The organism is Luteibacter sp. P1_D3, from assembly GCF_056406135.1.
Genome location: NZ_JBFUAT010000045.1, coordinates 1 through 22,727, shown reverse-complemented (window position 1 = coordinate 22,727; position 22,727 = coordinate 1). Strand labels below are relative to the sequence as shown.

Here is a 22,727-nt window from a genome sequence, read left to right as displayed (position 1 = left end):
CGCGATGAACATCCTCACCATCGACACCGGTACTACCAATACACGCGTCACCGTCTGGACCGACGGCAAGGTGGTCGCGCAGGCCGCGCGGCAGGTCGGTGTGCGCGATACCGCGATCACCGGCAACACGAAGAAACTCGAGGACGGCGTCCGCGAAACCATCGCCGAGGCGCTGGCGTCGGCCCGGATCGAGCGCAACGATATCGGCCTCGCCGTGGCCTCCGGCATGATCACGTCCAATGTCGGTCTTTGCGAAATTCCGCACGTGCCGGCCGCGGCAGGCATCGACGACATGGCCAAGGCCATGCGCGAGCACCGCGTCGAGAACGTGTGGCACGCGCCGATCTGGTTCGTGCCCGGCGTGCGCAACGCGGTGGAACACATCGGCCTGCACAACTGCGAGGCGATGGACATGATGCGCGGCGAAGAGGTCGAGTCGTTCGCCCTTGCCGAGCGCCTCGGCCTCAACGAGCCGACGGTCGTGGTCCTGCCGGGTTCGCATTCGAAGTTCGTCAGCATCGACAAGGACCGCCGCATCGACGGCTGCGTGACCACGCTGGCCGGCGAACTGCTGCACGTGATCTCGCATGACACCATCCTGGCCGGCTCGCTGAAGGAAGGCTTCGCCAAGCGCATCGATCCCGAGATGCTGCTGGCCGGCGCGGCGTCGGCGAACAAGATCGGCCTGGGTCGCGCCTGCTTCAGCGTGCGCATCCTGGACCAGTTCGCGGTGTACGACGCCAACGCTCGCGCGAACTTCCTGCTCGGCGCGGTGCTCGGCTCCGACCTGCTCACGCTCAAGAATTCCAGCGCGATCCGGATGAGTCCGGGTACACGCTTCGTTGTCAGCGGCAAGCCGATCCTGCGCGAGGCGATCGCGCGGTTGGTCGAAGGCGACGATTTCTTCTCCGGCACCATCACGGTGCTGGGCGACGACGAACAGCGCGACCTCGCAGGATACGGTGCCATCGCCGTCGCCCGTCGTCGCGGCCTGGTCGACTGAAAACAACGAGTCATTCGAGGAGGGAACGCATGAAGACGAAGATTGCCCTGGGTCTCAAGGCCCTTGCCGTGGCGCTGGCCATGGCCTCCGCCCCGACCTTCGCGGCCGACGAGCCGGTGAAGATCGGTTTCGTGGTCAAGCAGGCCGAGGAACCCTGGTTCCAGGACGAGTGGAAGTACGCCGAGCAGGCCGCTAAGGAAAAAGGCTTCACCCTGGTCAAGATCGCCGCGCCGGATGGCGGCACGGTGCTTACCGCCATCGACAACCTGAAAGCGCAGCATGCGCAGGGCTTCATCATCTGCACGCCGGACGTGAAGCTCGGGCCGTCCATCGTGGCCAAGGCCAAGATCGACAACCTCAAGCTGATGACCGTGGATGACCGCCTCATCGACGGTTCGGGCAAGCCGATCGAATCCGTGCCGCACATGGGCATCTCGGCGAGCAAGATCGGCGAGCAGGTCGGCCAGGCGATTGCCGACGAGATGAAGAAGCGTGGCTGGAAGCCGGAAGAAACCGGTGCGCTGCGCATCTCCTACGACCAGTTGCCCACAGCCAAGGATCGTACCGACGGCGCCGTCACTGCGCTCACCGCAGCCGGCTTTCCCAAGGCCAACGTGATCAACGCGCCGGAAGCCAAGACCGATACCGAGAACGCTTTCAACGCGGCGAACATCGCGATCACGCAGAACCCCAAGTTCAAGCACTGGATCGCTTTCGGCCTCAACGACGAAGCCGTGCTGGGCGCCGTGCGTGCCGCGGAAGGCCGCAACTTCCGCGCGGACAACATGATCGGCGTGGGCATTGGCGGCAGCAAGTCGGCACTCAACGAGTTCGCCAAGCCCCAGCCGACCGGCTTCTTCGGCAGCGTGCTGATCAGCCCGAAGCGTCATGGCTATGAGACCTCGATCAACATGTATGCCTGGATCAAGGACGGCAAGGCGCCGCCGCCGCTCACCCTGACCACCGGCATGCTGACCACGCGTGCGAACGTTGCCGACGTCCGCAAGGAAATGGGTCTTTGACGATGGCCGACGCACCACGCCTGGAATTCCGGCATATCGGAAAAACCTTTCCGGGCGTGCGTGCGCTCGGTGATGTCGGCTTTGCCGTGCGCGCGGGTAGCGTGCATGGCCTGCTCGGCGAGAACGGAGCAGGCAAGTCCACGATGATGAAGATCCTCGGCGGGGAGTACATCCCCGACGAGGGCGAACTGGCGATCGACGGCCAAGTTCAGCACTTCCGCAAGGCTGCCGATGCGATCGCCTCCGGCGTCGCGGTGATTCACCAGGAGCTCCAGTACGTGCCGGAACTGTCGGTGATGGAGAACCTGTTGATTGGTCGCCTGCCCACGCGTTTCGGCCTGGTCGATCGACGCAAGGCGCTGGCCTGGACCCGTGAACGCCTCGACTCGCTCGGCGTGGATCTCGACCCACGCGCCAAGCTCAAACAGCTTTCCATTGGCCAGCGACAGATGGTGGAGATCGTCAAGGCGATCCTTCGCGATGCGAAGATCCTCGCCCTCGACGAACCGACCAGCTCGCTGTCGCACCGCGAAACGGAAGTCCTGTTCCGCCTCGTGCGCGATCTGCGCGCGCAGGGCAAGGCGATGATCTACATCTCGCATCGCCTGGACGAGATCTTCGAACTTTGCGACGCCGCGACCATTTTCCGCGACGGCCGCAAGGTGGCCGACTTCGACACGCTCGAAGGCGTCACGCGCGACCAGCTCGTGCAGCGCATGGTCGGCCGCGAGATCAGCGATATCTTCGGCTACCGTCCCCGCGAACACGGCAAGGTGCGTCTCGCCGTGCAGGGCGTGACGGGCCGCGCCGTGCCGTCACCGGTGAGTTTCGAAGTGAAAGCTGGCGAGATCGTCGGCTTCTTCGGCCTCGTCGGCGCTGGCCGCAGTGAAGTCATGCGCGTGATCTACGGTGCGGATCGCCGCACTGCCGGCACGGTGCAAGTGGATGGCGAGGCCGTCAAGGCGTCGCATATCCGTGACGCCATTCGCCATGGCCTGGTGCTCTGCCCCGAAGACCGCAAGGAAGACGGCATCATCGGCGTGCGTTCGGTATCCGAGAACATCAATATCAGCGCGCGTCGTAACCATCTCATTGCCGGCCTGTTCGTCAACGACCGCAACGAAGCGAAGACGGCCGACACGTATATCGATCGCCTGCGCATCCGTACGCCGAACCGCCGGCGGGAGATCCGCCTGCTCTCGGGCGGCAACCAGCAGAAGGCCGTGCTGTCGCGCTGGCTCGCCGAGAAGAACCTGCGCGTGCTGATCGTCGACGAGCCCACCCGGGGTATCGACGTCGGCGCGAAGAACGAGATCTACAACGTGCTCTACGAACTCGCCGACCGTGGCGTGGCCGTGGTCATGATTTCCAGTGAACTGCCCGAAGTGCTCGGCGTCTCCGACCGCGTCATCACGATGTGTCGCGGCCAGATCACCGCGCAGTTCAACCGTACCCAGGCGAACGAGGCGGATGTGCTTGCCGCCGCGTTGCCCGAAGGCGCCAGCGCCACACCGATGAGGAACACCTGAGCCATGACCGAGACCAATGCCGCCGCCATCGGTGCCAAGCAAGCCGACACACCGGACGTGCGCCGCCGCGCGATGTTCTGGCAGATTGTCGACGATTACAGCCTGATCGGCATCTTCATCGTGCTGTTCGCGGTGCTGAGCGCCACGGTGCAGTACTTCTTCTCGTGGGACAACATCGTCGGCCTCGCGCTGTCCGTGTCGCAGATCGGCATGGTCAGCTGCACGATGATGTTCTGCCTCGCCTCGCGCGACTTCGATCTGTCGGTGGGCTCCACGGTGGCTTTCGCTGGCGTCTGCTGTGCCATCGTCTCGAATGCCACCGGTAGCGTCGCGCTCGGCATCGCGGCCAGCCTCGTTGCCGGCGCCCTGATCGGCTTCATCAACGGCGTGGTCATCGCCAAGCTCAACATCAACGCGCTGATCACGACGCTCGCGACGATGGAAATCGTCCGTGGCCTCGCCTTCATCACCTCGCAGGGCCAGGCGGTCGGCGTCACCAGCGAGGCCTTCTTCACCCTGGGCAGCGCCGAGCTGTTCGGCCTGCCCGTGCCGGTCTGGGTCACCCTGGCCTGCTTCGTGGTCTTCGGCATCCTGCTCAACAAGACGATCTACGGCCGTAACACACTGGCCATCGGTGGCAATCCGGACGCGGCGCGCCTCGCCGGCGTCTCGGTGGACTGGGTGCGTATCGCCATCTTCCTGATCCAGGGCCTGGTCGCGGCACTGGCCGGCATTATCCTGGCCTCGCGCATGACCAGCGGCCAGCCGAACGCAGGTGAGGGCTTCGAACTCAACGTGATCTCCGCCTGCGTGCTGGGCGGCGTGTCGCTCATGGGTGGTCGTGCGAGCATCAGCGGCGTGCTCGTTGGCGTCCTCATCATGGGGACGGTGCAGAATGCCATGAGCCTCATGAATATCGACGCCTTCTACCAGTACCTGGTCCGCGGCACGATCCTGCTGATCGCGGTGCTGGTCGACCAGCTCAAGAACCGCAGGCAATCCCGCTGATGACCGATACCTTCGTTCCGCTATCCCCGCATCGCCAGGAGCACGCCGAAGGCGTGATCTGGGACGACCTGATGGGCCTGGTCCGCTGGACCGACATCGGCGCCTCACGGCTTTACGCGTACGACCCGACCACCGGCGCCACGACCGAAACCGCCCTGCCCGCGCGCCTGTGCTGCTTCGCGCTGACCAACGAGCCCGGCGTGCTGCTGCTCGCCCTGGAGAAGCAGCTGGCCCGCTTCGATACGCGCCGTGCCGACTCCCTCGTGGTGCTGGAAGACATCGAGCTGGACCTGCCGGGCACGCGTGCCAACGACGGTCGCTGCGATCGCGGCGGCAACCTGATCTTCGGCACGCTCAACGAGCGCGGTCCGGAGCAGGTCGCTTCCTTCTGGCGCTACTCGCGCGAGGGCGTCCTGTCCCGCCTCGCACTGCCCAAGGCGGCGATCACCAACAGCATCTGCTTCAGCCCGGACGGCGAAACGATGTACTTCACCGATTCGCCCACGGCGAAGATCATGGCCTGCCGCTATGACGCCGCCAGCGGCGAAGTGGAGCACATCCGCGACTTCGTCCAGCTCGACAAGGGTCTCGAGCCCGACGGCTCCACCGTCGACGCCGACGGCTTTCTCTGGAACACCGAGTGGGGCGGTTCGCGGGTCCAACGATACGCGCCGGATGGCCGCGTGGACCTGACGATCAATCTGCCGGCACGCCAGCCGAGCTGCCTGGCCTTCGTCGGCCCCGCACTGGACCGTCTGGTGATCACCTCGGCCAGCAAGGGCCTCGATGACGCCGTCACCCGCGCCGAGCCCCTCAATGGCGCCATTTTCATTGGTACCCCGGCGCGAGGCCGCGGGTTGCCCGAAGCCCGTTACGGCTAAGGAACGAACGCATGACCCACGCTACGCACGCCGATCCGCGCACCACGCCGCTGCCGCGCCTTGCCGGCAAGATCGCCATCGTCACCGGCGCCACCCAGGGCATCGGCGCGGCCACCGCGAAGCTGTTCGCCGCGCATGGCGCGAAAGTGGTGCTCAACGTCCTCGAGGACAACGCGCAGGCACGGGCCACGCTGGCCGACCTGCAGACCGACGAGGCCATGCTGTTCGAGGCCGACGTGACCGATCCCGCCGCGATCACCCGCATGGTGGCCGCCGCGACCGAACGCTTCGGGCCGCCCGACGTCCTCGTCAACAACGCCGGCATCAATGTCTTCAACGACCCGCTGTCGCTCAGCGACGACGAGTGGACGCGCTGCTTCGAGGTGGACCTCAAGGGTGCCTGGAACTGCGCCAAGGCGGTGCTGCCGGGCATGCTCGCCGTGGGTCGTGGCAGCATCATCAACATCGCGTCGGTGCATGGCCACAAGATCATTCCGCACTGCTTCCCCTACCCCGTCGCCAAGCACGGCCTGATCGGCCTGACCAAGGCCCTGGGCATCGAGTACGCTGCCCGTAACATCCGGGTGAATTCGATCTCGCCGGGCCTTATCCTCACCGCCATTGCCGAGGCCGGCTTCGCCGCGGCGCCCGATCCGGCCGCCGAGCGCAAGCGTCAGACGGACATCCTGCCGAACAAACGCATCGGCGAACCGCAGGAGGTCGCTTACACTGCGTTGTTCCTGGCTTCCGACGAGGCCCGTTACATCAACGCCGCCGATATCCGTATCGACGGCGGCCGCTCACAGCTTTACCACGAGAACTGATATGGCCTGGCCCACCGCGCTACCGCTCATCGCCATCCTGCGTGGCATCACGCCCGAGGACGTCGTCGAGCATGTCGAGGCCCTGCTTCAGGAGGGCTTCGACGCCATCGAGATCCCGCTCAACTCCCCGGACTGGGAGAAAAGCATCCCCCTGGCTGTGCGCCAGGCAGGCGACCGGGCACTCGTGGGTGCAGGCACGGTGCTCAGCGTGGATCTCGCCAGTCGGGTCGCCGATCTCGGCGGCACCCTCATGGTCACCCCGAACACGGACCCCGACGTCATCCGCCGGGCGCGTAGCCGCGGGCTCTACACCGCGATCGGCTTCATGACGCCGAGCGAGGCCTTTGCCGCGCTCGCCGCTGGCGCGCAATCGCTCAAGCTGTTCCCATCGTCCAACCTCGGGCCGTCGTACATCAAGGCGATCCGGGCCGTGTTGCCGCCGGACGTCCCCTTGCTCGCCGTGGGCGGGGTCACCCCCGACAACCTCGGCCAGTTCCTCGATGCCGGCTGTATCGGCGCAGGGCTTGGCGGCGACCTCTACAAGCCCGGCCAGCCCGTCTCGCGCACGCGCGAACAGGCCGCTGCCTTCGTCAAAGCCTATCGCTCGAACTGACCATGAAGATCACCAAGCTCACCACCTACCGTGTCCCGCCCCGCTGGATGTTCCTCAAGGTCGAGACTGACGAGGGCGTCGTCGGCTGGGGCGAGCCGGTCGTCGAGGGTCGCGCGCGCACCGTCGAAGCCGCCGTGTCGGAACTCTCTGAGTTCGTCATCGGCAAGGATCCGTCGCGCATCAACGACCTCTGGCAAGCGATGTACCGCGGTGGCTTCTACCGGGGTGGCGCAGTGTTCATGAGCGCCATCGCCGGCATCGACCAGGCCCTCTGGGACATCAAGGGCAAGGTGCTGGGCGCCCCGGTGTTCGAACTGCTCGGCGGCCGCGTACGCGACCGCATGAAGACCTATTGCTGGGTCGGTGGCGATCGCCCGGCCGATGTGATCGCACAGATCCGCGAGCGCATGGAACACGGCTTCGACACCTTCAAGATGAACGGCTGCGAGGAGATGAGCATCATCGCCTCGAGCAAGGCCGTGGACGCCGCCGTTGCGCGCGTGGCGGAAATCCGCGAGGCCTTTGGCAACACGATCGAATTCGGCCTGGATTTCCATGGTCGCGTCTCCGCGCCGATGGCCAAGGTGCTGGTAAAGGAACTGGAGCCGTTCCGTCCGCTGTTCATCGAGGAGCCGGTGCTCGCCGAACAGGCCGAGTACTACCCGCGCATCGCCGAGCAGACCTCGATCCCGATCGCCGCGGGCGAGCGCATGTACTCGCGCTACGAGTTCAAGCACGTGCTCGAGCGCGGCGGCATCTCCATCCTGCAGCCGGATCTCTCGCACGCCGGTGGCATCACCGAATGCGTGAAGATCGCGGCGATGGCCGAAGCGTACGACGTGGCTCTCGCGCCGCACTGCCCGCTCGGTCCGATCGCGCTGGCGGCCTGCCTGCATGTGGACTTCGTCAGCTGGAACGCCACGCTGCAGGAACAGAGCATGGGCATCCACTACAACAAGGGCGGCGAAGTCCTCGACTACGTGCTCAACAAGGACGCGCTCAAGCTCGACGACGGCGGCTACGCAAAGCCCTTCACCGGCCCGGGCCTCGGTATCGAGGTGAACGAGGAGCTGGTGATCGAGCGCAGCCGTGAGGTCGCCGACTGGCGGAATCCGCTGTGGCGGCATCCGGATGGCTCGGTTGCCGAGTGGTAACCCCATGGCATTCCCCTGCCTGGTAGGAGCCGATTCATCGGCGATCCCGCGACAGCGGGCAAGGTTGCCGCGAGCAACCCATCGCCGATGAATCGGCTCCTACCGAGCGGGGTTCGCGTCGATGATTCGCACGTCGCCTTGCCCCAATCCGTCCAGGCGGTAATCGCCCACCGCCTCGCGGATCAATCGAAGCGTTGGCAAGCCAACGGCCGCCGTCATGCGACGGACCTGCCGGTTACGTCCCTCGCGCAAGACGATGCGCAGCCAGCTGTCGGGTACCGTCTTGCGGAAGCGCACGGGCGGATCGCGCGGCCATAGCCAATCGGGTGTATCGATCGCTTCAACGCCCGCCGGTAACGTGGGCCCGTCGTTGAGCGTCACGCCGCGACGCAGGCGCTCGAGGGCTTCCTCGGTGGGAACACCCTCGACCTGCACCACATAGGTCTTCGGCTGCTTGTGCTTCGGATCGGCAAGGCGATGCTGCAGCTTGCCGTCGTCGGTCAGCAGGAGCAGGCCTTCGCTGTCGTGATCCAGCCGCCCTGCCGCGTAAACCCCTTTCTGCGGTACGAAGTCGGCCAGCGTGCGCCGGCCGGCTTCGTCGGTGAACTGGCAGAGCACACCGAAGGGCTTGTTCAGTGCGACCAGCACCTTACTTGGCGGTGGCGGGCTTCACGAAACGCAGGGTCATGCGATCGGACTCACCGATCGCCGTCCACTTCGCCTTGTCGGTTTCGCCCATGTCGTAGCTCGGCGGCAGGGTCCACACGCCCTTCGGATGATTGTGGTCGTCCTTCGGATTGGCGTTGATCTCGCTCTGCGCATCGAGCTTGAAGCCGGCGTCGGTGGCGAGCTTGATCACGTAGTCGGTTGGCAGGTAGCCGGAGTTGACGACATCGTCGAGCTTCTTGCCGGCGTCCGCGCGATGGTCTTCCACACCCAGCACGCCACCCGGCTTGAGCACGGCGAAGAACGACTTGAACATCGTCTCGGCGGTACCGTCGGCCGCCCAGTTATGCACATTGCGGAAGGTCAGCACCATGTCGGCCGAGTTCGGCGGGCCGAGGACGGGTGCCTTGTGATTGACCTCGATCAGCTTGGCGTTGCCATACTGCGCCGGAGCGAAGGAGAATTTCTTCTGTAGCGCAGCCATGCCCTTGGAGCCGTTTTCGATCACGCCGATGTAGTGACCGTTGTCGTGCAGGAACGGGGCGAGGATCTCGGTGAACCAACCGCCCGAGGGCCAGATCTCGATCACGGTCATGTCCGGACGGATGCCGAAGAAGGTCAGCATTTCCTTCGGATGACGGTACTGATCGCGCGCCTTGTTCTGCGGCGAACGCCAGCTACCGGCGATCGCCTTGTCCAGCTGCGACGCGGTGAGCTGCCCGGCGCTGGCCGGCGGCGTGGCCTGGGCCGGCTGATCCACCTCGGCGGCGGCCACGGACGCAAAGGAGGCCGTCAGGCCGAGCAATCCAGCGCAGGCGAAAGCGAGCTTCTTCATGGCGTCACCGGGGTGTGGGGGATGTGGGCGGGAAGGCTAGCATGGGCCATGAAAGATGGCATGACCTCCGCCGGGTAGGAGCCGATTCATCGGCGATCCCGCGGCAGCGGGCCAGGATACGGCGAGCACCCATTCGCCGATGAATCGGCTCCTACCAAGAAGGGAAACCGTGCGCTCTTGAGATAACGCATACACTCTCTTGAGCAAAATACAGGCATCTCTCGCAGGGTCCCCGCATGACATCCCCCTTTCTACGCCCCCTCGCCGGCGCGGTTCTCGTTGCGCTGGCCGGTGGTGCCGCGGCGCAGGACGCACCGAAGCTCGCTCCTGTCGTGGTAACCGCGACGCGTACCGCGCAGTCCCCCTATGACATCCCCGCGGCGATCGACGTGGTTGCCACGCCGCCTGATGGCAGCCTCGACGTGAACCTGTCCGAGCAGTTGCAGACCATTCCGGGCATCGTGGCGCGCGATCGGCAGAACTATGCGCAGGACGAGCAGATCTCGATTCGCGGCTTCGGTGCGCGCTCAACCTTCGGCATCCGTGGCATCCGTCTCTACACCGATGGCATTCCCGCCACCATGCCGGATGGCCAGGGACAGGTGTCCCATTTCAACCTCGACTCCGCCGACCGCGTCGAGGTGCTACGCGGCCCGTTCTCTGCCCTTTATGGCAACGCCTCCGGCGGCGTCGTCCAGTTGTTCACCGCCGACGGCACCGATCCTGCCGAGCTGCACATCGGTGTTGCCGGGGGCAGCAACGGTAACTTTCGGACCTCGGTCAACGCACGCGGCGTCGAAGGGCCGGTCGACTACAACGTCGACCTGAGCCACTTCCGTACCAGCGGCTATCGTGACCACAGCGCCGCCCGGCGCGAGTCAGGCAACGCCAAGGTGGGCTGGAAGATCGATGACGATCGCAAGCTGACCTTGGTGCTCAATACGGTGGATGTCCCCGGTGCCCAGGACCCGCTCGGCCTGACCCGCGCCCAGTACCAGGCGAATCCGCGCCAGGTGGCCTCGGTGGCCGATACCTACGACACGCGCAAGTCGGCCAACCAGCAGCAGGCGGGCCTGATCTACGACCAGCGGATCGACGATTCGAACAGCCTCCGCGTGATGACGTACTACGGCCAGCGCGACATCACCCAGTACCTCTCCATCCCCAAGGCCACGGAAGTGGCCCAGCCGGGCAACTCCGGCGGCGTGGTGGACCTGACCAGCCAGTACGGCGGCGGCGATGCACGTTGGACCTGGAGCAACACGCTGGCGGGTCGTCCGTTCGAGATCGCCACGGGCATCGCTTACGACAACCAGCACCAGCATCGCATGGGCTACAACAACTTCGAAGGCGACACCCTCGGCGTGCGCGGTGACCTCCGTCGCGACGAGATCGACCGCGTGTTCGACTTCGACCAGTATGCGCAGGCGACCTGGCGCATCGCGCAAGACTGGACCCTGATGGGCGGCGTCCGCCACAGCGATGTGCACTTCAGCTCGACAGACCGATACATCGTGCGCGGCAATCCCGACGACAGCGGCACGCAGTCGTACAGCGCAACCACGCCGGTGTTCGGCGTGCTCTGGCGCGCCGTGCCGTGGGCCCACGTTTACGCGAACTGGGGCCGTGGCTTCGAGACGCCGACCTTCTCCGAGATCGGCTACCGCGCCGACAACGGTCCGGGCCTGGCCTTCAACCTGCAGCCTTCGCGTTCGCACAACGAGGAAGTCGGCATCAAGCTGCAGCCGACCGAGCGGACGCAGGCCGGTATCGCCCTGTTCCGTGCCGACAGCGACAACGAGTTGGCGGTGGCGACCAATGTGGGTGGCCGGACGACGTACCAGAACATCGCGCGCTCGCGCCGGCAGGGCATCGAAGCGTCGTTCAACACCGAACTGGCCCGCGATCTGCACTTCGTCGCGTCCTACACGCATCTCCAAGCAAGCTTCCGCACCCCCTTCCTCACCTGCGCGTCGACGGGCTGCGCATCGCCCAACACGCCGGTGCCCGCCGGCACGCGCATCCCGGGTGCGCCACGCTCCACCGGCTACGCCGCGCTGAAATACGGTGGCGCTCATGGCCTGCAAGGCACCTTCGATGTACAAACGATGGGCTCGACCTCGGTCAACGACCTCGGCACGGAGTCCGCGCCCGGCTATGCCCTGTTCGGTCTGTCCGCCGGCTATGTCTTCGACCAGGGGCCCTGGCGCGTGAACACGTTTGCCCGCGTCGACAACCTCGCCGACCGCCACGTGATCGGGTCGGTGATCGTCAACGATGGCAACGGGCGTTACTACGAACCCGCGCCCGGCCGCAGCTTTCTGGTCGGTGTGGACCTGACCTGGCGGTGAGCCTCACTCAGCCGGAGATGGCGAGGCGCTCGGACCGGTAAAGCATGGCGGTGCCCCACACCGCCAGCAGCGCGGCGACGAAACCGCCGGCCAGGCACAGCCCGATCTGCCAACCCGGCATGCCATCGCCGCGCAACAGCTGCACGATGCCGAGGTTCTGCCCGAGCAGCGGCACGGCGTACATCCAGGGCTCGGCACGCACCGGGATGACGGAAAGCAGCACGCTGGGCAGGATCGGGACGATCATCAGGATCGACAGGTAAGTCTGCGCTTCGCGATAGCTCTTGGCGAACGCCGAGACCAGAGACTGCAGGGCCGCCAGCAGCAGGATCAGTGGCAGCATCAGCAGGATGACCTGGCCGCTGAAGCGCCAGCCGATGTCCAGCGCGATGCCGAGCTTCTCGGTGGGGATGAACCACGGCGCGGTCATGAAGGCGCTGACGGTGAGCAGGAGGCTGACCAGCGAGAAGGTGCAGATCGCGGCGAGCTTGCCCGCGAGGATCTTCCAGCGCGCGACCGGATTGACGAACAGCGGCTCCAGCGACTGTCGCTCGCGCTCGCCGGCCGTCAGGTCGATGGCCAGGTACATGCCGCCGAGGAAGACGGTAAGGACGAAGAAATACGGCAGGAACGAAAACATGAGACCGGAACGCGACTGCGAGGTGGCCTGGTCGCGATCGGCGACCTGCACCGGCCACGCCGTGGTTGGCGACAGGCCTCGCGCGATCAGGCGCATGGCCCCTTCGCGGCGACCGTAGCTCTCGACGACGCTGCGCACGCGCATCACCGGCGTGGACGCATCGCGTCGCGAAGAGTCGTAAATCAGTTCCACCTGCACCGTCTGGCCCTTGTTCCAGGCCTTCGCATAGTCCGGCGAAATGCGCACGACGATATCGGTGCGCTGTTCGCGCACGGCGTTCTCGGGATCGGTAAGGGCCGGCTGGGCCTCGATGCCGGCGCTCTTGAGCGCGGCGACGAGGTTCGGAGCAAGATCCGCACCGATCACCGGCACGGCGATGGGTCGGTCGGCCTTGGCGATCTCACGGTTGATCGTCACGTTCATCAGCATGATGAACATCACCGGCCCCAACAGCGGGCCGGTCACCAGGGCGTTGATGAGCGTACGTCGGTCACGCAGGTTCTCGCGGACCTCTTTCCAGTACACGGCGGTGAAGGCACTCATGCGGCAAGCCCCTCGTCGGTGCCGATGATTTTCACGAAGGCGTCTTCAAGGCTGCTCTCGCCTGTCTGCGCCAGCAGGGCGGCTGGGGTTTCGTCAGCAACGACACGACCGTGCGCAATCACCACGATGCGATCGCACAGCGCTGCCACCTCTTGCATGATGTGGCTGGAAAACAGGACGCAACGCCCCTCCGCCTTCAACTGACGCATGAAGCGGCGCATGGCGCGTGTGGCCATGACGTCCAGGCCATTGGTCGGTTCGTCAAGCAGCACGTTGCGCGGATCGTGAACGAGGGCGCGGGCGATCGCCGTCTTCACCCGCTGGCCTTGCGAAAAGCCCTCCGTGCGCCGCGTGGCGATATCGCGCATCTCCAGGCCATCGATCAACGCCTCGCGACGGCGGGCGAGCAGGCCCGGTTCCATGCCGTGCAAACGCCCGAAGTAGTCGATGTTTTCGGCAGCGGTGAGCCGCTTGTACAGCCCGCGTGCGTCCGGCAGGACGCCGAGCCGGCGGCGCACGGCGAGCGCATCCTCATACGCATCGACACCGTCGACGAGGACCTGTCCTGCGTCGGGCTTCATCAAGGTGTAGAGCATGCGCAGCGTCGTAGTCTTGCCGGCGCCGTTCGGACCGAGCAAGCCGGTGATTTCTCCATCGCGCGCCGTGAAGCTCACGCCGTTGACGGCACGTACATCGCCGAAAGCCTTGTGCAGGTCCCTGACTTCGATCATGGCGTGGCTCCGTTGAATCCGACGAAGACGGGCAGTGGCGCGAGACGATCCAGGCAACGCGCATCGAGCGACTTCGCGTTGGCCGTATCGACGAACTGGTCGAGCAGGCGCGGCATGCAGCCGCGTGCGACGACGTTGTGGCCCTGCCCCTTCAGAACGACGTGGCGGCCATTAGGCAATCCCTGGAGCACCTGCTCGCCGTAACGGGGCGGCGTGACTGGATCGAACTCGCCCGACATGAGCAGCGCCGGCACCGAGCTCTTCACCGGCTGGTGGAAATCCGCCGGTCGCTTGCCGTGCGGCCAGACCGAGCACGCGGCACGAAACGCTTCGATCATGGCGTCGCCGAGAATGGTGTCCTTGTCCTGCGGGCGCGAGGTCAGCAGGTCGGCGTCTTCGGAACAGATCACCGAGTACTGCATGCCACCGTCCATGGTGTCGCCCAGATCGCCGGTGAGCAGCTTGGCCTGCCCCAGCAAGGGGCCGACATCGCCGTGAGCGGCCGCGTCGATCGACAGCGGCAGCAGGGCCGCCGTCTCCGGCGAATAAGCGAACATGCGGACCACGGTCGCCAGCGCGTGTTCGCTCAGCACGCGCTGCACGGACGCGTAGTTCTGCGGATCGCGGAAGCTGACCTTGTGCGGATTCGCACGCAGGGCGTCGCGCAGCTGAAAGAGCGTCTGGTACGGATCGCTGAAGCGCGCATGGCACGCACTGTCCGCATCGCAACGGGCAAACTGCGCCTTCAGCGCGGCGTCGAGGTTGACGGCGAAGTCCTCGCCGAGCACGAGCTGGTTCGGTGCGATGCCGTCGAGGATCAGGGTGCGCAGGCCTTCCGGATGGCGCATCGCGTACTGCTGGGCCACGCGGGTGCCATAGGACACGCCTAGCAGGTCGAACTTCGGCGAGCCCAGCGCGCGGCGAGCATCTTCGAGATCGGCGACGGCGTCGGTCGTGGTGTAGAAGCGGACATCCGCATCCGGCGAAAGCTGTTCGAGGCAATGGCGGGTTTCCTTGCGCACCGCCTCGGCGTCGAAACCGTGCGATGCCGCACCGCCAGGGCCGCCGGGCTCGTCCTCGTCACGGCAGCTCAGCGGATGCGATCCACCGGTGCCACGCTGGTCGAGCAGGAGGACGTTACGGTGCGCAAGCAAAGGCGCCATCGCCGGTGCGATCGCCGGATAGCTCTCCGCGGCGGACTGGCCGGGTCCGCCTGCGATGAAGGCCACCATGTCGTCCGCCGGCACCTGGGCGCTGCTGCGAATGACCGCCAGGCGCATGTTCACCTTGCGACCCTGCGGATGGTCGCGGTCTTCGGGTACTGCAAACGGAGCGCACCAGGCAGCCACTGACGTGCCAGAGTGCGGTTGCGCCAGCTCACAGGGACGAAGTGTGAGCGTGCCAAGCGTCCACACGCGTGGCGGTGCGGGGCGTGTCGCCGCCGGCACCGCGGCGACGGGCTTGTCGGCATCGTCCGCGACGGGTTTGCGCATGAGCTGCCGGGTGGCGAAAGCCCCGGCGACGACGACGAGGATGATGGCGATACGTTGTGCGCGTTTCATGCCGTCAGTCCCCGGGCGTGAAAATGGATTCGATGGAAAGCGCGAACAGCGTCGCGACCTTGAAGGCCAGCGTCAGGCTGGGATCGTACTTGCCCGTCTCGATCGCGTTCACTGTCTGCCGGGACACCGCGAGCCGCTCGCCGAGATCGGCCTGCGACCAGCCCAGCGCGGTACGAAGCTCGCGAACGGTGTTTTTCACGCGGCTCCTCCGGCTCGGTGGTGGGGTGAAGTCTGCCTACGGGCGCGACGAGTCGCAAAGCGACGCGGTACGGCATGCCGAACCTTCGTGCGACCGTGGCGACATGTCAAGCACGCTTGACATCACGATGGACCGACCACGCGACCATGTAAAGCATCCTTGACATATCACTGCACCGAATCGGCATCGCTAAGTCGTTACGGCAGCGTGCGCTGGAATTCACGCGCGTGACGGCTTTCCTTCCCCGATCCTTGCAGCCGACGGATACACGTCTCTGGAGATTCGCCATGAAATTCCGTCTGCTCGCCACTGCCGCACTGGTCGGCGTCGGCATCGCCTCGGGCGCCGCCCAGGCGGCGACCGCCACCACCACCTTCAATGTCCGCATCACCATCACCGCCGCGTGCGATATCAGCACCACCGCGCCGACCGATGTGAACTTCGGCACGACGCCGTCCACGGCGACCAATGTCGACAACCAGGGCGCGCTCAACGTCAATTGCACGCCGAGTTCGCCTTACACGATCGCGCTCGACAACGGCCAGAACGGTACCGACGTGAACAGCCGGAAGATGAGCAGCGGCACCGCACTCGTTCCCTACCAGTTGTATCGCCTGGCCTCTCGCACGGCAGCCGATGTGTGGGGAAGCACCACGGGCACCGGCGGCAACATCTATGCCGGCACGGGCACGGGCACCGTGCAGACCGTACCGGTCTACGGCCGTGTGCCGAGCACGAATTTCGCGGCGGGCAGCTACGCCGACGTCATCACCGCCACGATCACGTACTGACGGTGTGCCCGTGGCCGCGACGCGTGGCACTCGCCTGCGCGCTGGCCGCAGCGTTCCTGTTCATGCCCCTCGCAGCGGCGAGCGGCCTTCAGGTGTCACCGATCGGCCTGCGACTGGCCAGCGCCGCGCAGGCGGACGCCCTATGGCTGACCAACACCGGCAGCGAGCCGGTGCACGCGCAGGTGCGCGTTTTTCGCTGGTCGCAAGTCGATGGGAAGGACGTGCTCGAACCCTCGCGCGACCTGGTCGTCAGTCCACCCATGGTGACCATCGCCCCGGGCGACCGACAGATGGTTCGCGTCATCCGGCAGGTAACCGCGCCCTCGGCGACCGAGGCCTCGTACCGTGTCATCGTCGACGAGCTTCCGATCGATGCAGGCGATCATCCGGGGCTGAAGTTCGTCCTGCGCTACTCGGTACCGGTCTTCCTCACGCCGATGGGCGACCCTTCCGTGAAGGCGACGCTGCAGGCGAGCTGGGACGATTTGCCCGACGGCCCGCGGCTGCGCGTAAGCAATGCGGGAAACGGTCATGCGCAGATTGCCGATCTGGTGTGGCGCGGCGCGAAGGGTCAACACACCGTCCTGCTCGCCGGCCTGGTCGGCTACGCGCTGCCTGGCAGCACCATGAGCTGGCATCTGCCGCAAGGCGCCTCGCATGCGGGCGGCACGGTGAAGGCGAGGATCAATGGTGAAACGTCCGAGTCGACGCTGGTCGTGGACCCGGACGGCCGCTAGCCTCCTCGTGCTGGACGCCGCCACCATGCCTGCCTCCGCCACCGACACCGACCCCGTGCCGCCACCGGCGACCGTGCAACCGCGTGAGCGTCTGGTCGGCGAGGATCTCTACCTCGAAGTGGTGCTCAACGGCAGCGCGACCGAACGCCTCGTGCATTTCACCCGTCGTGGCGAAGCACTCTGTGCGACGACGACCGACCTGCGCGGCCTCGGATTCGTGCTTCCTCCCGGCGACGACGAACGTTGCCTTCCCGACATCCCCGGCCTGCACTACACCTATGACGTGAACGAGCAGCGGGTGACCGTGGATGCGCCATTGGATCAACTCAACCTGCCACGGCAGATCCTCAACAAGGCCGAACGCAGCGCGACGCCCCCGACGAGCGGCACCGGGGTATTGCTCAACTACGACATCTACGCGGCCCAGGGCGGCGGACTGGGCAACGTCAGCGCGCTGACCGAACTGCGCGCCTTCAGCGACGGCCTCGGCGTCCTGAGCAGCACCGAACTCACGCGTCGTTACCAGACGCCCGGACAGGGCTGGCAAGGTGACACCGTGCGCCTGGATACGCAGTGGCGCCTGGCCTTTCCCGCGCAATCGCTGGCGCTGACGATCGGCGACACCTTCACCGGTTATCTCTCCTGGACCCGCGCGACGCGCATCGGGGGCATCGGCTTCGGTACCGACTTCGCCTTGCAGCCTTACCGCATCACGACGCCGCTTCCGCAGTTCTTCGGCCAGGCAACCGCACCGTCCTCCGTCGAGCTGTATGTCGACGGTATACGCCAGTACAACGGTCGCGTACCCGCCGGACCGTTCCAGCTGACCGCCGTGCCGGGTGTCGACCAGTCGGGACAGGCACAGGTCGTCCTCACCGATGCCCTGGGACGCAGCAGCACGGTGACGTTTCCCTTTTATTCCGCACGGCAGCTGTTGCGCGCCGGTCTCGACGACTGGTCCGTGGAGGTGGGCACCGTGCGCGAGGCCTACGGCATCGAGTCCTTCCGATACGGCGACGCGCCGATCGGAAGCGCGACGTGGCGACATGGGGTGAGCGACGGCCTGACGCTGGAGAGTCACGCCGAAGCGGGCGACGGACGCGGGATAGCGGGGGTGGGCGCCGTATGGAACCCGGCAGGCGCCAGCGTCCTCAACGCGTCGATCGCGGCGTCTCGCGGTGGCGGCTCGCAGTACGGGCTCGGTTACGCGTGGACCGGACGCTACGTGAATGCGTCGCTGGATACCGTACGCAGCGACGCGAGCTACCGCGACGTCGCGTCGAACTATGGATCGCCGCCACCCCGCGCCAGCGATCGTGCACTGATCGGTTTCAACGTTCGCGAATCCAGCTTCGGTGCGAACTTCGTCCGGCTGCGCTACGCGGGGCAGCCCGCCTCGCGCTACGCCGGCCTGTACGTACTGCGGAATCTCGGCCGGGGTATCTCGGTCAACCTCAGCTATAACCAGAACCTCGACCAAGCCAGCGATCGCAGCCTTTTCCTCGGCGTCACCGTGTCACTCGACCAGCGCACCACCTGGAGCGTTGCGGCGCAGCGCGATCGCGACCAGACGTTCGTCACCGCGGATGCGAGTCGGCCGGTCGACGGTGACGGCGGGTTCGGATGGCATGTGCAGGGACGCAGCGGCAGTGACGGCGGCGGCCTGGCCGAGCTGGGCTGGCTCGGCAATCGCGGGCAGCTCACCGTCGGCGCCAGCAATGTCGGGCCCTCGTCGTATAGCTATGCCGACGCCAACGGCGCCATCGTGCTCATGGGCGGACACGCCTTCGCCGCACGGCGCATCGACGATGCCTTCGCCCTGGTCAGCACCGAAGGCACGCCAGATATTCCCGTGCTGCTCGAGAACCGCCGTACCGGCGTCACCGACAGCAGCGGACTGCTCCTGGTTTCAAGGCTCAACGCCTATCAGGACAACCGCCTCGCCATCGATCCACTGGACCTCCCCGCCGACGATCGCGTGCAGCGCGTGGAAAGCATTGTCGCGCCCTCCGATCGATCCGGGGTCGTCGTGCGCTTTCCGGTGAAACGTGTGCGGGCGGCATCGGTGATCCTGGTTGACGAGAACGGTACGCCCTTGCCCGTGGGTGCCCTGGTCGATAGCGGTGACGGGTCGCCGGCTTATGTCGGTTACGACGGCATGGTCTACCTCGACAACCTTCATGGAAGTACGGCGCTGCGCATCACGCTGCCGGACGGCCACCGTTGCGAGAGTGCCCTCACTTACCCCGCCAGCGCGCGTAACCTGCCCCAGATCGGACCGCTGACCTGCCGGACGATGCCATGAAATGGCTGGCACTCCTGCTGCTGGCCCTTGCCGCACTGTGCGGTGCGCAGCGTGCGGAAGCGACGACGACGTGCACCGTCACCAGCATCACCAACGTCGCCTTCGGCGCCGTGGATCCAACGGGAACCTTCGTCGACACCACGGCGACGCTCAACTACAACTGCACGTACAACGGCATTCTTGGCGCCATCTACGGCACCTATGTCACCGCGTGCGCCAGCCTGGGCGCCGACGATCTCGGCAACTTCGCACCGCGCACGATGATCGACGCCAGTGGTGACCGCATGCAGTACCAGCTGTACAAGGATTCGACGCGCTCGACGATCTGGGGCGTCCTCACCAATGCGACCTATACCGCGCGAACGTTCAACATGAGTATCGGCATCCTCTCCAACGGCGCGGCGGTGTCCGGGAACGTGACGATCTACGGCCGCGTACCCGCCCTGCAATCCAACCTCTCACCCGGTAGCTACGCCGCCACCCTGCTCAGCTCGCTCACCAGCAACTCGCTGACCTACAGCTATAACGAGGCCTTGCTCAGCCTCGGGGTGGCGCCAGCGACCTGCCAGTCCGGTGGCACCGGCGGTCCGATCACGGCGACCGCACCATCACTGGGTGTCACGGCATCGGTCGCGGCGAAGTGCACCGTCGGCACGGCGACCGACCTGGACTTCGGCAGTGTGCCTGGCCTGTTGACGACCGCGACCGACAAGACCTCCCTCGTGCGCATGACCTGCACCCATCGTGCGGCGTACCAGGTCGGACTCGATAGCGGACAGAATGCGTCAGGCACGATACGACGCATGTCGTCCGGTAGCGGTTTCGTCACCTACGACCTCTTTCGTGATTCGTCGCGCACCCTGCATTGGGGCGACACGCTCAACACCGACACGGCAACAGGCACCGGCTCGGGCAGTGAGCAGACGATGACGGTGTACGGGCGGGTTCCAGCACAACCCGCCGTCAGGGCCGCGGTCTACGGCGACGTCATCAAGGTCACCGTCACCTACTGAGTGGCCACCGTGGCGCAGCCTCAGAACGCATAGATCACGCCAGCGCGTGCGCTCATGCCTGACTCGCCGCCACGGCCCAGGCGTACCCGCGCCGTGACATCGGCGTACGCCGTCAGGTCGTGGCGAAACTGCAGCGCGACGCCGGCCGCCACGTCAGCGCCCTTGCCTGCCCGTCCTGTTGCCAGGCGCACGCCCGATACATCGATCGCTTCCCCCGAGCCGCGCGTGACGATGTAACGGGTGTCGATATAAGGCGACCAGGCGGCCAGCACATTGCCACGTGGTTCGAATCGCATCGCGGCCCGCGCGCCGCCGCGCAGGGTCAGGCGTTCGGGGGAAGCGCCCCTGAGCAGGAGCCCATCCCGATCGGCGGTGCCAACGAAACGCAGGCGCTGCCAAAGCACGGAGACGGTGGGCTCGAGCACGAGGCGTTCCGTCGGATCCCAACGAAAGCCGCCGCCGAGCATGGCCTCATTCGCATGGGCACGGAACCGTCCGAGTACCTCGCCCCGCGTCGGCGTGTCCACGTCGATACGGTGATGCGTGTAGCTGAAGGACGCTTCGGCGCGCCAACCTCCGTCCGTTGTCAGGACCGACGTCGCCGCCACGCCACGTGCCTGGGCCTTCGCGCGACTCGCGCCATCGACGTCACGCGGTGCGATGTGCGTGGCGCCCATCGAAAGTCCCAGCCCCGCCCGCATCGTCGTGGCACCCGACGACCAGGCGAGAAGGTCGCCGCCCATCTGCAGGCCACGGTCCGATCGCACGTAGTCCGTGGCGTAGCGCTGGAAGGGCAGATTGCTGCGGTAGGCGACATGCCCCCCCGAACGAATGAACGCGCCAGGCGGGATCCCTGGGGGCAGCCGGCTCGACCGACCGCCACGCGTCCATCGAAGCTTGTCCGTAACCGAAGAGTGCATTGGCCATAACGAGGTAGGCAGGTACCTGTGGCACCAGCCGCGCACGAGTGGCAGGTGACGCGCCGCTCACCGCGTGGCCTGCCGCATCGGTGCTTCGGCTCTGCAGGCGATAGTCCCAATGATCGTTGCCGTCGCCCTCCAGCAGACGCTGCCCTGCCTCGGATACCCCTGGTGCATAAGCGACGAGACCGTATTGCCACGGGCCGACAGCCACATAACCTCCATCGAGGTAAAAGGACGTCGCGTCCGCGTTGCCGCCGACCTGCACAATGCTGATGCCGTCCCCGGCCCGCGGCTCGCCTGTGAGTGCCGATGTGTCCGCACCTGCCCCCGCCACGTTGACGATATGCACGCGAGTGGTCCCGATGGCGTCCCCGGCCACCAGCAGCCGGTCCGTGAACTGTCGACCGATAGCCCCACCGCCATCCAACCTCGTACGCAACGTCACGCCGCCCTCGCCGCCGGGATGAGCGAACGTACCGACGCGCAGCGTGCTTGCGGGCGCGGAGCCGTCGAAAGCGACCTGGGCGCGCCCCTGAAGCGCGAGGTACTGCACCGAACTGTCGCCCGTGGCCTTCCAGGACCCATCCGCAATGATGAGTTCGGCAAGTCGTTCGCCGCGGCCCTGCCAGGACGATTTATCCAGTCTGACGCGCAGCGGCCCGCTTCCCGTGCTGACGATGTCGCCTTGAAGCTTGCTGTGATTGGCGAGGAGGGAGAGCAGTTGACCCGCGTTCTCGATACGCCCGGTGATCGTCGCACCGCCCGTCACCCTCACGGCGACGTCGCCGGTGTGTCCCTGCACGGCGCGGATCGCATGGCCCGTACCACGGACTTCGCCGCTGTCGATGGTCGCTACGCCGCCGGCCAGCGCAATGGCGGTCGAGCCCGAGCCCGCGGCCACGATCCGCGTGTCGCCCGCGTTGAATGCCGACGTTGCACCCTGGATCGATACCGCATTCACGCCCGGCTGTTCTGTCAGGACAGAGCTGCTGGTGAGCATGATACTTGCTCCGTCACTGAGGCTGATCCCGTCCGCGAGTTCGAGGGCCCCAGCGGCGCCCTTGCGCTGCCCCGCATGAACGATCGACAGGCCCGAACCGACGACCCGACTGTTCGCTCCCCGGGCAAGGACGCCGATTGCGTTGTCGCCGTCCATGCGCAGTCCCACCCGGTTCGCCGTGACCCGACTACCTGATCGCGACGAGATGCCGATGCTGTCGGCAGCGCTCATCCTGAGGTCGACGTTTTGCAGGGTGACCCTGGAGATATCCTGGGCATGAACGCCGATCGACCGTGCGCCACTGCCGACGATGCGACTGTCACCGATGAACGCGCTGGCTTCGCCGTAGGTCAGTAAGCCATAGGCTGGCTTCGCCGTAGGTCAGTAAGCCATAGGC

General features: G+C 66.1%; 21 protein-coding genes. 13 read left to right on the top strand and 8 right to left on the bottom strand.

Annotated elements, in window-relative coordinates; translation table 11 throughout:
• Window positions 1-4 precede the first annotated feature (4 nt).
• The 8 genes from AC1DYM_RS20505 to dgoD are packed head-to-tail and all read left to right on the top strand — an operon-like array spanning window position 5 to window position 8,034.
• Window positions 5-1,003 carry a 2-dehydro-3-deoxygalactonokinase gene (locus AC1DYM_RS20505; RefSeq protein WP_477341524.1) on the top strand — a complete coding sequence of 333 codons (999 nt, stop codon included), beginning with the start codon at window positions 5-7 and terminating at the stop codon, window positions 1,001-1,003.
• Window positions 1,004-1,032: 29 nt separating this feature from the next.
• A complete protein-coding gene (locus tag AC1DYM_RS20500; protein ID WP_477341522.1) occupies window positions 1,033-2,025 on the top strand; it encodes an arabinose ABC transporter substrate-binding protein in 993 nt (330 codons plus the stop codon).
• A gap of 2 nt (window positions 2,026-2,027) precedes the next feature.
• On the top strand, window positions 2,028-3,554 hold the full coding sequence (gene araG / locus AC1DYM_RS20495) for an L-arabinose ABC transporter ATP-binding protein AraG (RefSeq protein WP_477341520.1): 1,527 nt from the start codon (window positions 2,028-2,030) through the stop codon (window positions 3,552-3,554).
• 3 nt (window positions 3,555-3,557) lie between these two features.
• On the top strand, window positions 3,558-4,562 hold the full coding sequence (araH, locus tag AC1DYM_RS20490; protein ID WP_477341518.1) for an L-arabinose ABC transporter permease AraH: 1,005 nt from the start codon (window positions 3,558-3,560) through the stop codon (window positions 4,560-4,562).
• The gene (locus tag AC1DYM_RS20485) at window positions 4,562-5,443 is read left to right on the top strand and encodes an SMP-30/gluconolactonase/LRE family protein (RefSeq protein ID WP_477341516.1); all 882 of its coding nucleotides are present in this window, start codon (window positions 4,562-4,564) and stop codon (window positions 5,441-5,443) included. The genes araH and AC1DYM_RS20485 overlap by 1 nt, the downstream gene beginning before the upstream one ends.
• An 11-nt stretch (window positions 5,444-5,454) precedes the next feature.
• Window positions 5,455-6,267, top strand: a complete 813-nt coding sequence (locus tag AC1DYM_RS20480) for an SDR family oxidoreductase (protein ID WP_477341514.1) — start codon at window positions 5,455-5,457, stop codon at window positions 6,265-6,267.
• A 1-nt stretch (window position 6,268) separates the two neighbouring features.
• Window positions 6,269-6,880, top strand: a complete 612-nt coding sequence (locus tag AC1DYM_RS20475) for a 2-dehydro-3-deoxy-6-phosphogalactonate aldolase (RefSeq protein ID WP_477341512.1) — start codon at window positions 6,269-6,271, stop codon at window positions 6,878-6,880.
• Window positions 6,881-6,882: 2 nt separating this feature from the next.
• Window positions 6,883-8,034, top strand: coding sequence for a galactonate dehydratase (dgoD, locus tag AC1DYM_RS20470; RefSeq protein WP_477341510.1), 1,152 nt, complete (start codon window positions 6,883-6,885; stop codon window positions 8,032-8,034).
• Window positions 8,035-8,133: 99 nt separating this feature from the next.
• Here dgoD and AC1DYM_RS20465 read toward each other — a convergent pair whose 3' ends face one another.
• Window positions 8,134-8,682: an rRNA large subunit pseudouridine synthase E gene (locus AC1DYM_RS20465; protein WP_477341508.1), complete on the bottom strand. Its 549-nt coding sequence runs from the start codon at window positions 8,680-8,682 to the stop codon at window positions 8,134-8,136.
• A gap of 1 nt (window position 8,683) precedes the next feature.
• The gene (locus AC1DYM_RS20460; RefSeq protein WP_477341506.1) at window positions 8,684-9,535 is read right to left on the bottom strand and encodes a class I SAM-dependent methyltransferase; all 852 of its coding nucleotides are present in this window, start codon (window positions 9,533-9,535) and stop codon (window positions 8,684-8,686) included.
• Window positions 9,536-9,771: 236 nt separating this feature from the next.
• On the opposite strand from AC1DYM_RS20460, the gene AC1DYM_RS20455 reads away from it, so the two are divergent.
• Entirely contained in the window at window positions 9,772-11,886 is a 2,115-nt protein-coding gene (locus AC1DYM_RS20455; protein ID WP_477341504.1) for a TonB-dependent receptor family protein, read from the top strand.
• A 7-nt stretch (window positions 11,887-11,893) separates the two neighbouring features.
• Here AC1DYM_RS20455 and AC1DYM_RS20450 read toward each other — a convergent pair whose 3' ends face one another.
• The 4 genes from AC1DYM_RS20450 to AC1DYM_RS20435 are packed head-to-tail and all read right to left on the bottom strand — an operon-like array spanning window position 11,894 to window position 15,561.
• Window positions 11,894-13,069 carry an ABC transporter permease gene (locus AC1DYM_RS20450; protein WP_477341502.1) on the bottom strand — a complete coding sequence of 392 codons (1,176 nt, stop codon included), beginning with the start codon at window positions 13,067-13,069 and terminating at the stop codon, window positions 11,894-11,896.
• A complete protein-coding gene (locus AC1DYM_RS20445; protein WP_477341500.1) occupies window positions 13,066-13,800 on the bottom strand; it encodes an ABC transporter ATP-binding protein in 735 nt (244 codons plus the stop codon). Before AC1DYM_RS20445 ends, AC1DYM_RS20450 begins: the two co-directional genes overlap by 4 nt.
• Window positions 13,797-15,362 (bottom strand): alpha/beta hydrolase, encoded by a 1,566-nt coding sequence (locus tag AC1DYM_RS20440; protein ID WP_477341498.1) that lies wholly within the window; start codon window positions 15,360-15,362, stop codon window positions 13,797-13,799. The genes AC1DYM_RS20445 and AC1DYM_RS20440 overlap by 4 nt, the downstream gene beginning before the upstream one ends.
• A gap of 4 nt (window positions 15,363-15,366) precedes the next feature.
• Window positions 15,367-15,561 carry a helix-turn-helix transcriptional regulator gene (locus tag AC1DYM_RS20435; protein ID WP_477341496.1) on the bottom strand — a complete coding sequence of 65 codons (195 nt, stop codon included), beginning with the start codon at window positions 15,559-15,561 and terminating at the stop codon, window positions 15,367-15,369.
• 287 nt (window positions 15,562-15,848) lie between these two features.
• Between AC1DYM_RS20435 and AC1DYM_RS20430 the strand changes: the two genes are divergently transcribed.
• From AC1DYM_RS20430 to AC1DYM_RS20415, 4 genes are read left to right on the top strand one after another with little or no spacing between them, the layout of a single operon-like run.
• Window positions 15,849-16,352 carry a Csu type fimbrial protein gene (locus AC1DYM_RS20430; protein WP_477341494.1) on the top strand — a complete coding sequence of 168 codons (504 nt, stop codon included), beginning with the start codon at window positions 15,849-15,851 and terminating at the stop codon, window positions 16,350-16,352.
• A 23-nt stretch (window positions 16,353-16,375) separates the two neighbouring features.
• Window positions 16,376-17,089, top strand: a complete 714-nt coding sequence (locus AC1DYM_RS20425; RefSeq protein ID WP_477341492.1) for a fimbrial biogenesis chaperone — start codon at window positions 16,376-16,378, stop codon at window positions 17,087-17,089.
• 25 nt (window positions 17,090-17,114) lie between these two features.
• Window positions 17,115-19,394 (top strand): fimbria/pilus outer membrane usher protein, encoded by a 2,280-nt coding sequence (locus AC1DYM_RS20420; protein WP_477341490.1) that lies wholly within the window; start codon window positions 17,115-17,117, stop codon window positions 19,392-19,394.
• The gene (locus tag AC1DYM_RS20415) at window positions 19,391-20,407 is read left to right on the top strand and encodes a Csu type fimbrial protein (protein ID WP_477341488.1); all 1,017 of its coding nucleotides are present in this window, start codon (window positions 19,391-19,393) and stop codon (window positions 20,405-20,407) included. Before AC1DYM_RS20420 ends, AC1DYM_RS20415 begins: the two co-directional genes overlap by 4 nt.
• A gap of 20 nt (window positions 20,408-20,427) precedes the next feature.
• On the opposite strand, the gene AC1DYM_RS20410 is transcribed toward AC1DYM_RS20415, so the two are convergent.
• Both AC1DYM_RS20410 and AC1DYM_RS20405 read right to left on the bottom strand, forming a co-directional pair.
• A complete protein-coding gene (locus AC1DYM_RS20410; protein WP_477341487.1) occupies window positions 20,428-21,150 on the bottom strand; it encodes an autotransporter outer membrane beta-barrel domain-containing protein in 723 nt (240 codons plus the stop codon).
• On the bottom strand, window positions 21,056-22,561 hold the full coding sequence (locus AC1DYM_RS20405; protein WP_477341486.1) for an autotransporter outer membrane beta-barrel domain-containing protein: 1,506 nt from the start codon (window positions 22,559-22,561) through the stop codon (window positions 21,056-21,058). The genes AC1DYM_RS20410 and AC1DYM_RS20405 overlap by 95 nt, the downstream gene beginning before the upstream one ends.
• Between the last annotated feature and the right edge of the window lie 166 nt (window positions 22,562-22,727).

Excerpts from the sequence above, each read along its gene's own strand:
- AC1DYM_RS20475 (WP_477341512.1), top strand. The coding sequence starts at position 6,269 with ATGGCCTGGCCCACCGCGCTACCGCTCATCGCCATCCTGCGTGGCATC.
- AC1DYM_RS20440 (WP_477341498.1), bottom strand. The coding sequence starts at position 15,362 with ATGAAACGCGCACAACGTATCGCCATCATCCTCGTCGTCGTCGCCGGG.
- AC1DYM_RS20450 (WP_477341502.1), bottom strand. The coding sequence starts at position 13,069 with ATGAGTGCCTTCACCGCCGTGTACTGGAAAGAGGTCCGCGAGAACCTG.
- AC1DYM_RS20415 (WP_477341488.1), top strand. The coding sequence starts at position 19,391 with ATGAAATGGCTGGCACTCCTGCTGCTGGCCCTTGCCGCACTGTGCGGT.
- AC1DYM_RS20410 (WP_477341487.1), bottom strand. The coding sequence starts at position 21,150 with ATGGGCGGCGACCTTCTCGCCTGGTCGTCGGGTGCCACGACGATGCGG.
- AC1DYM_RS20455 (WP_477341504.1), top strand. The coding sequence starts at position 9,772 with ATGACATCCCCCTTTCTACGCCCCCTCGCCGGCGCGGTTCTCGTTGCG.
- AC1DYM_RS20505 (WP_477341524.1), top strand. The coding sequence starts at position 5 with ATGAACATCCTCACCATCGACACCGGTACTACCAATACACGCGTCACC.
- AC1DYM_RS20485 (WP_477341516.1), top strand. The coding sequence starts at position 4,562 with ATGACCGATACCTTCGTTCCGCTATCCCCGCATCGCCAGGAGCACGCC.
- araH (WP_477341518.1), top strand. The coding sequence starts at position 3,558 with ATGACCGAGACCAATGCCGCCGCCATCGGTGCCAAGCAAGCCGACACA.
- AC1DYM_RS20480 (WP_477341514.1), top strand. The coding sequence starts at position 5,455 with ATGACCCACGCTACGCACGCCGATCCGCGCACCACGCCGCTGCCGCGC.
- araG (WP_477341520.1), top strand. The coding sequence starts at position 2,028 with ATGGCCGACGCACCACGCCTGGAATTCCGGCATATCGGAAAAACCTTT.
- AC1DYM_RS20430 (WP_477341494.1), top strand. The coding sequence starts at position 15,849 with ATGAAATTCCGTCTGCTCGCCACTGCCGCACTGGTCGGCGTCGGCATC.
- AC1DYM_RS20500 (WP_477341522.1), top strand. The coding sequence starts at position 1,033 with ATGAAGACGAAGATTGCCCTGGGTCTCAAGGCCCTTGCCGTGGCGCTG.
- AC1DYM_RS20460 (WP_477341506.1), bottom strand. The coding sequence starts at position 9,535 with ATGAAGAAGCTCGCTTTCGCCTGCGCTGGATTGCTCGGCCTGACGGCC.
- AC1DYM_RS20405 (WP_477341486.1), bottom strand. The coding sequence starts at position 22,561 with ATGAGCGCTGCCGACAGCATCGGCATCTCGTCGCGATCAGGTAGTCGG.
- AC1DYM_RS20420 (WP_477341490.1), top strand. The coding sequence starts at position 17,115 with ATGCCTGCCTCCGCCACCGACACCGACCCCGTGCCGCCACCGGCGACC.
- AC1DYM_RS20445 (WP_477341500.1), bottom strand. The coding sequence starts at position 13,800 with ATGATCGAAGTCAGGGACCTGCACAAGGCTTTCGGCGATGTACGTGCC.
- dgoD (WP_477341510.1), top strand. The coding sequence starts at position 6,883 with ATGAAGATCACCAAGCTCACCACCTACCGTGTCCCGCCCCGCTGGATG.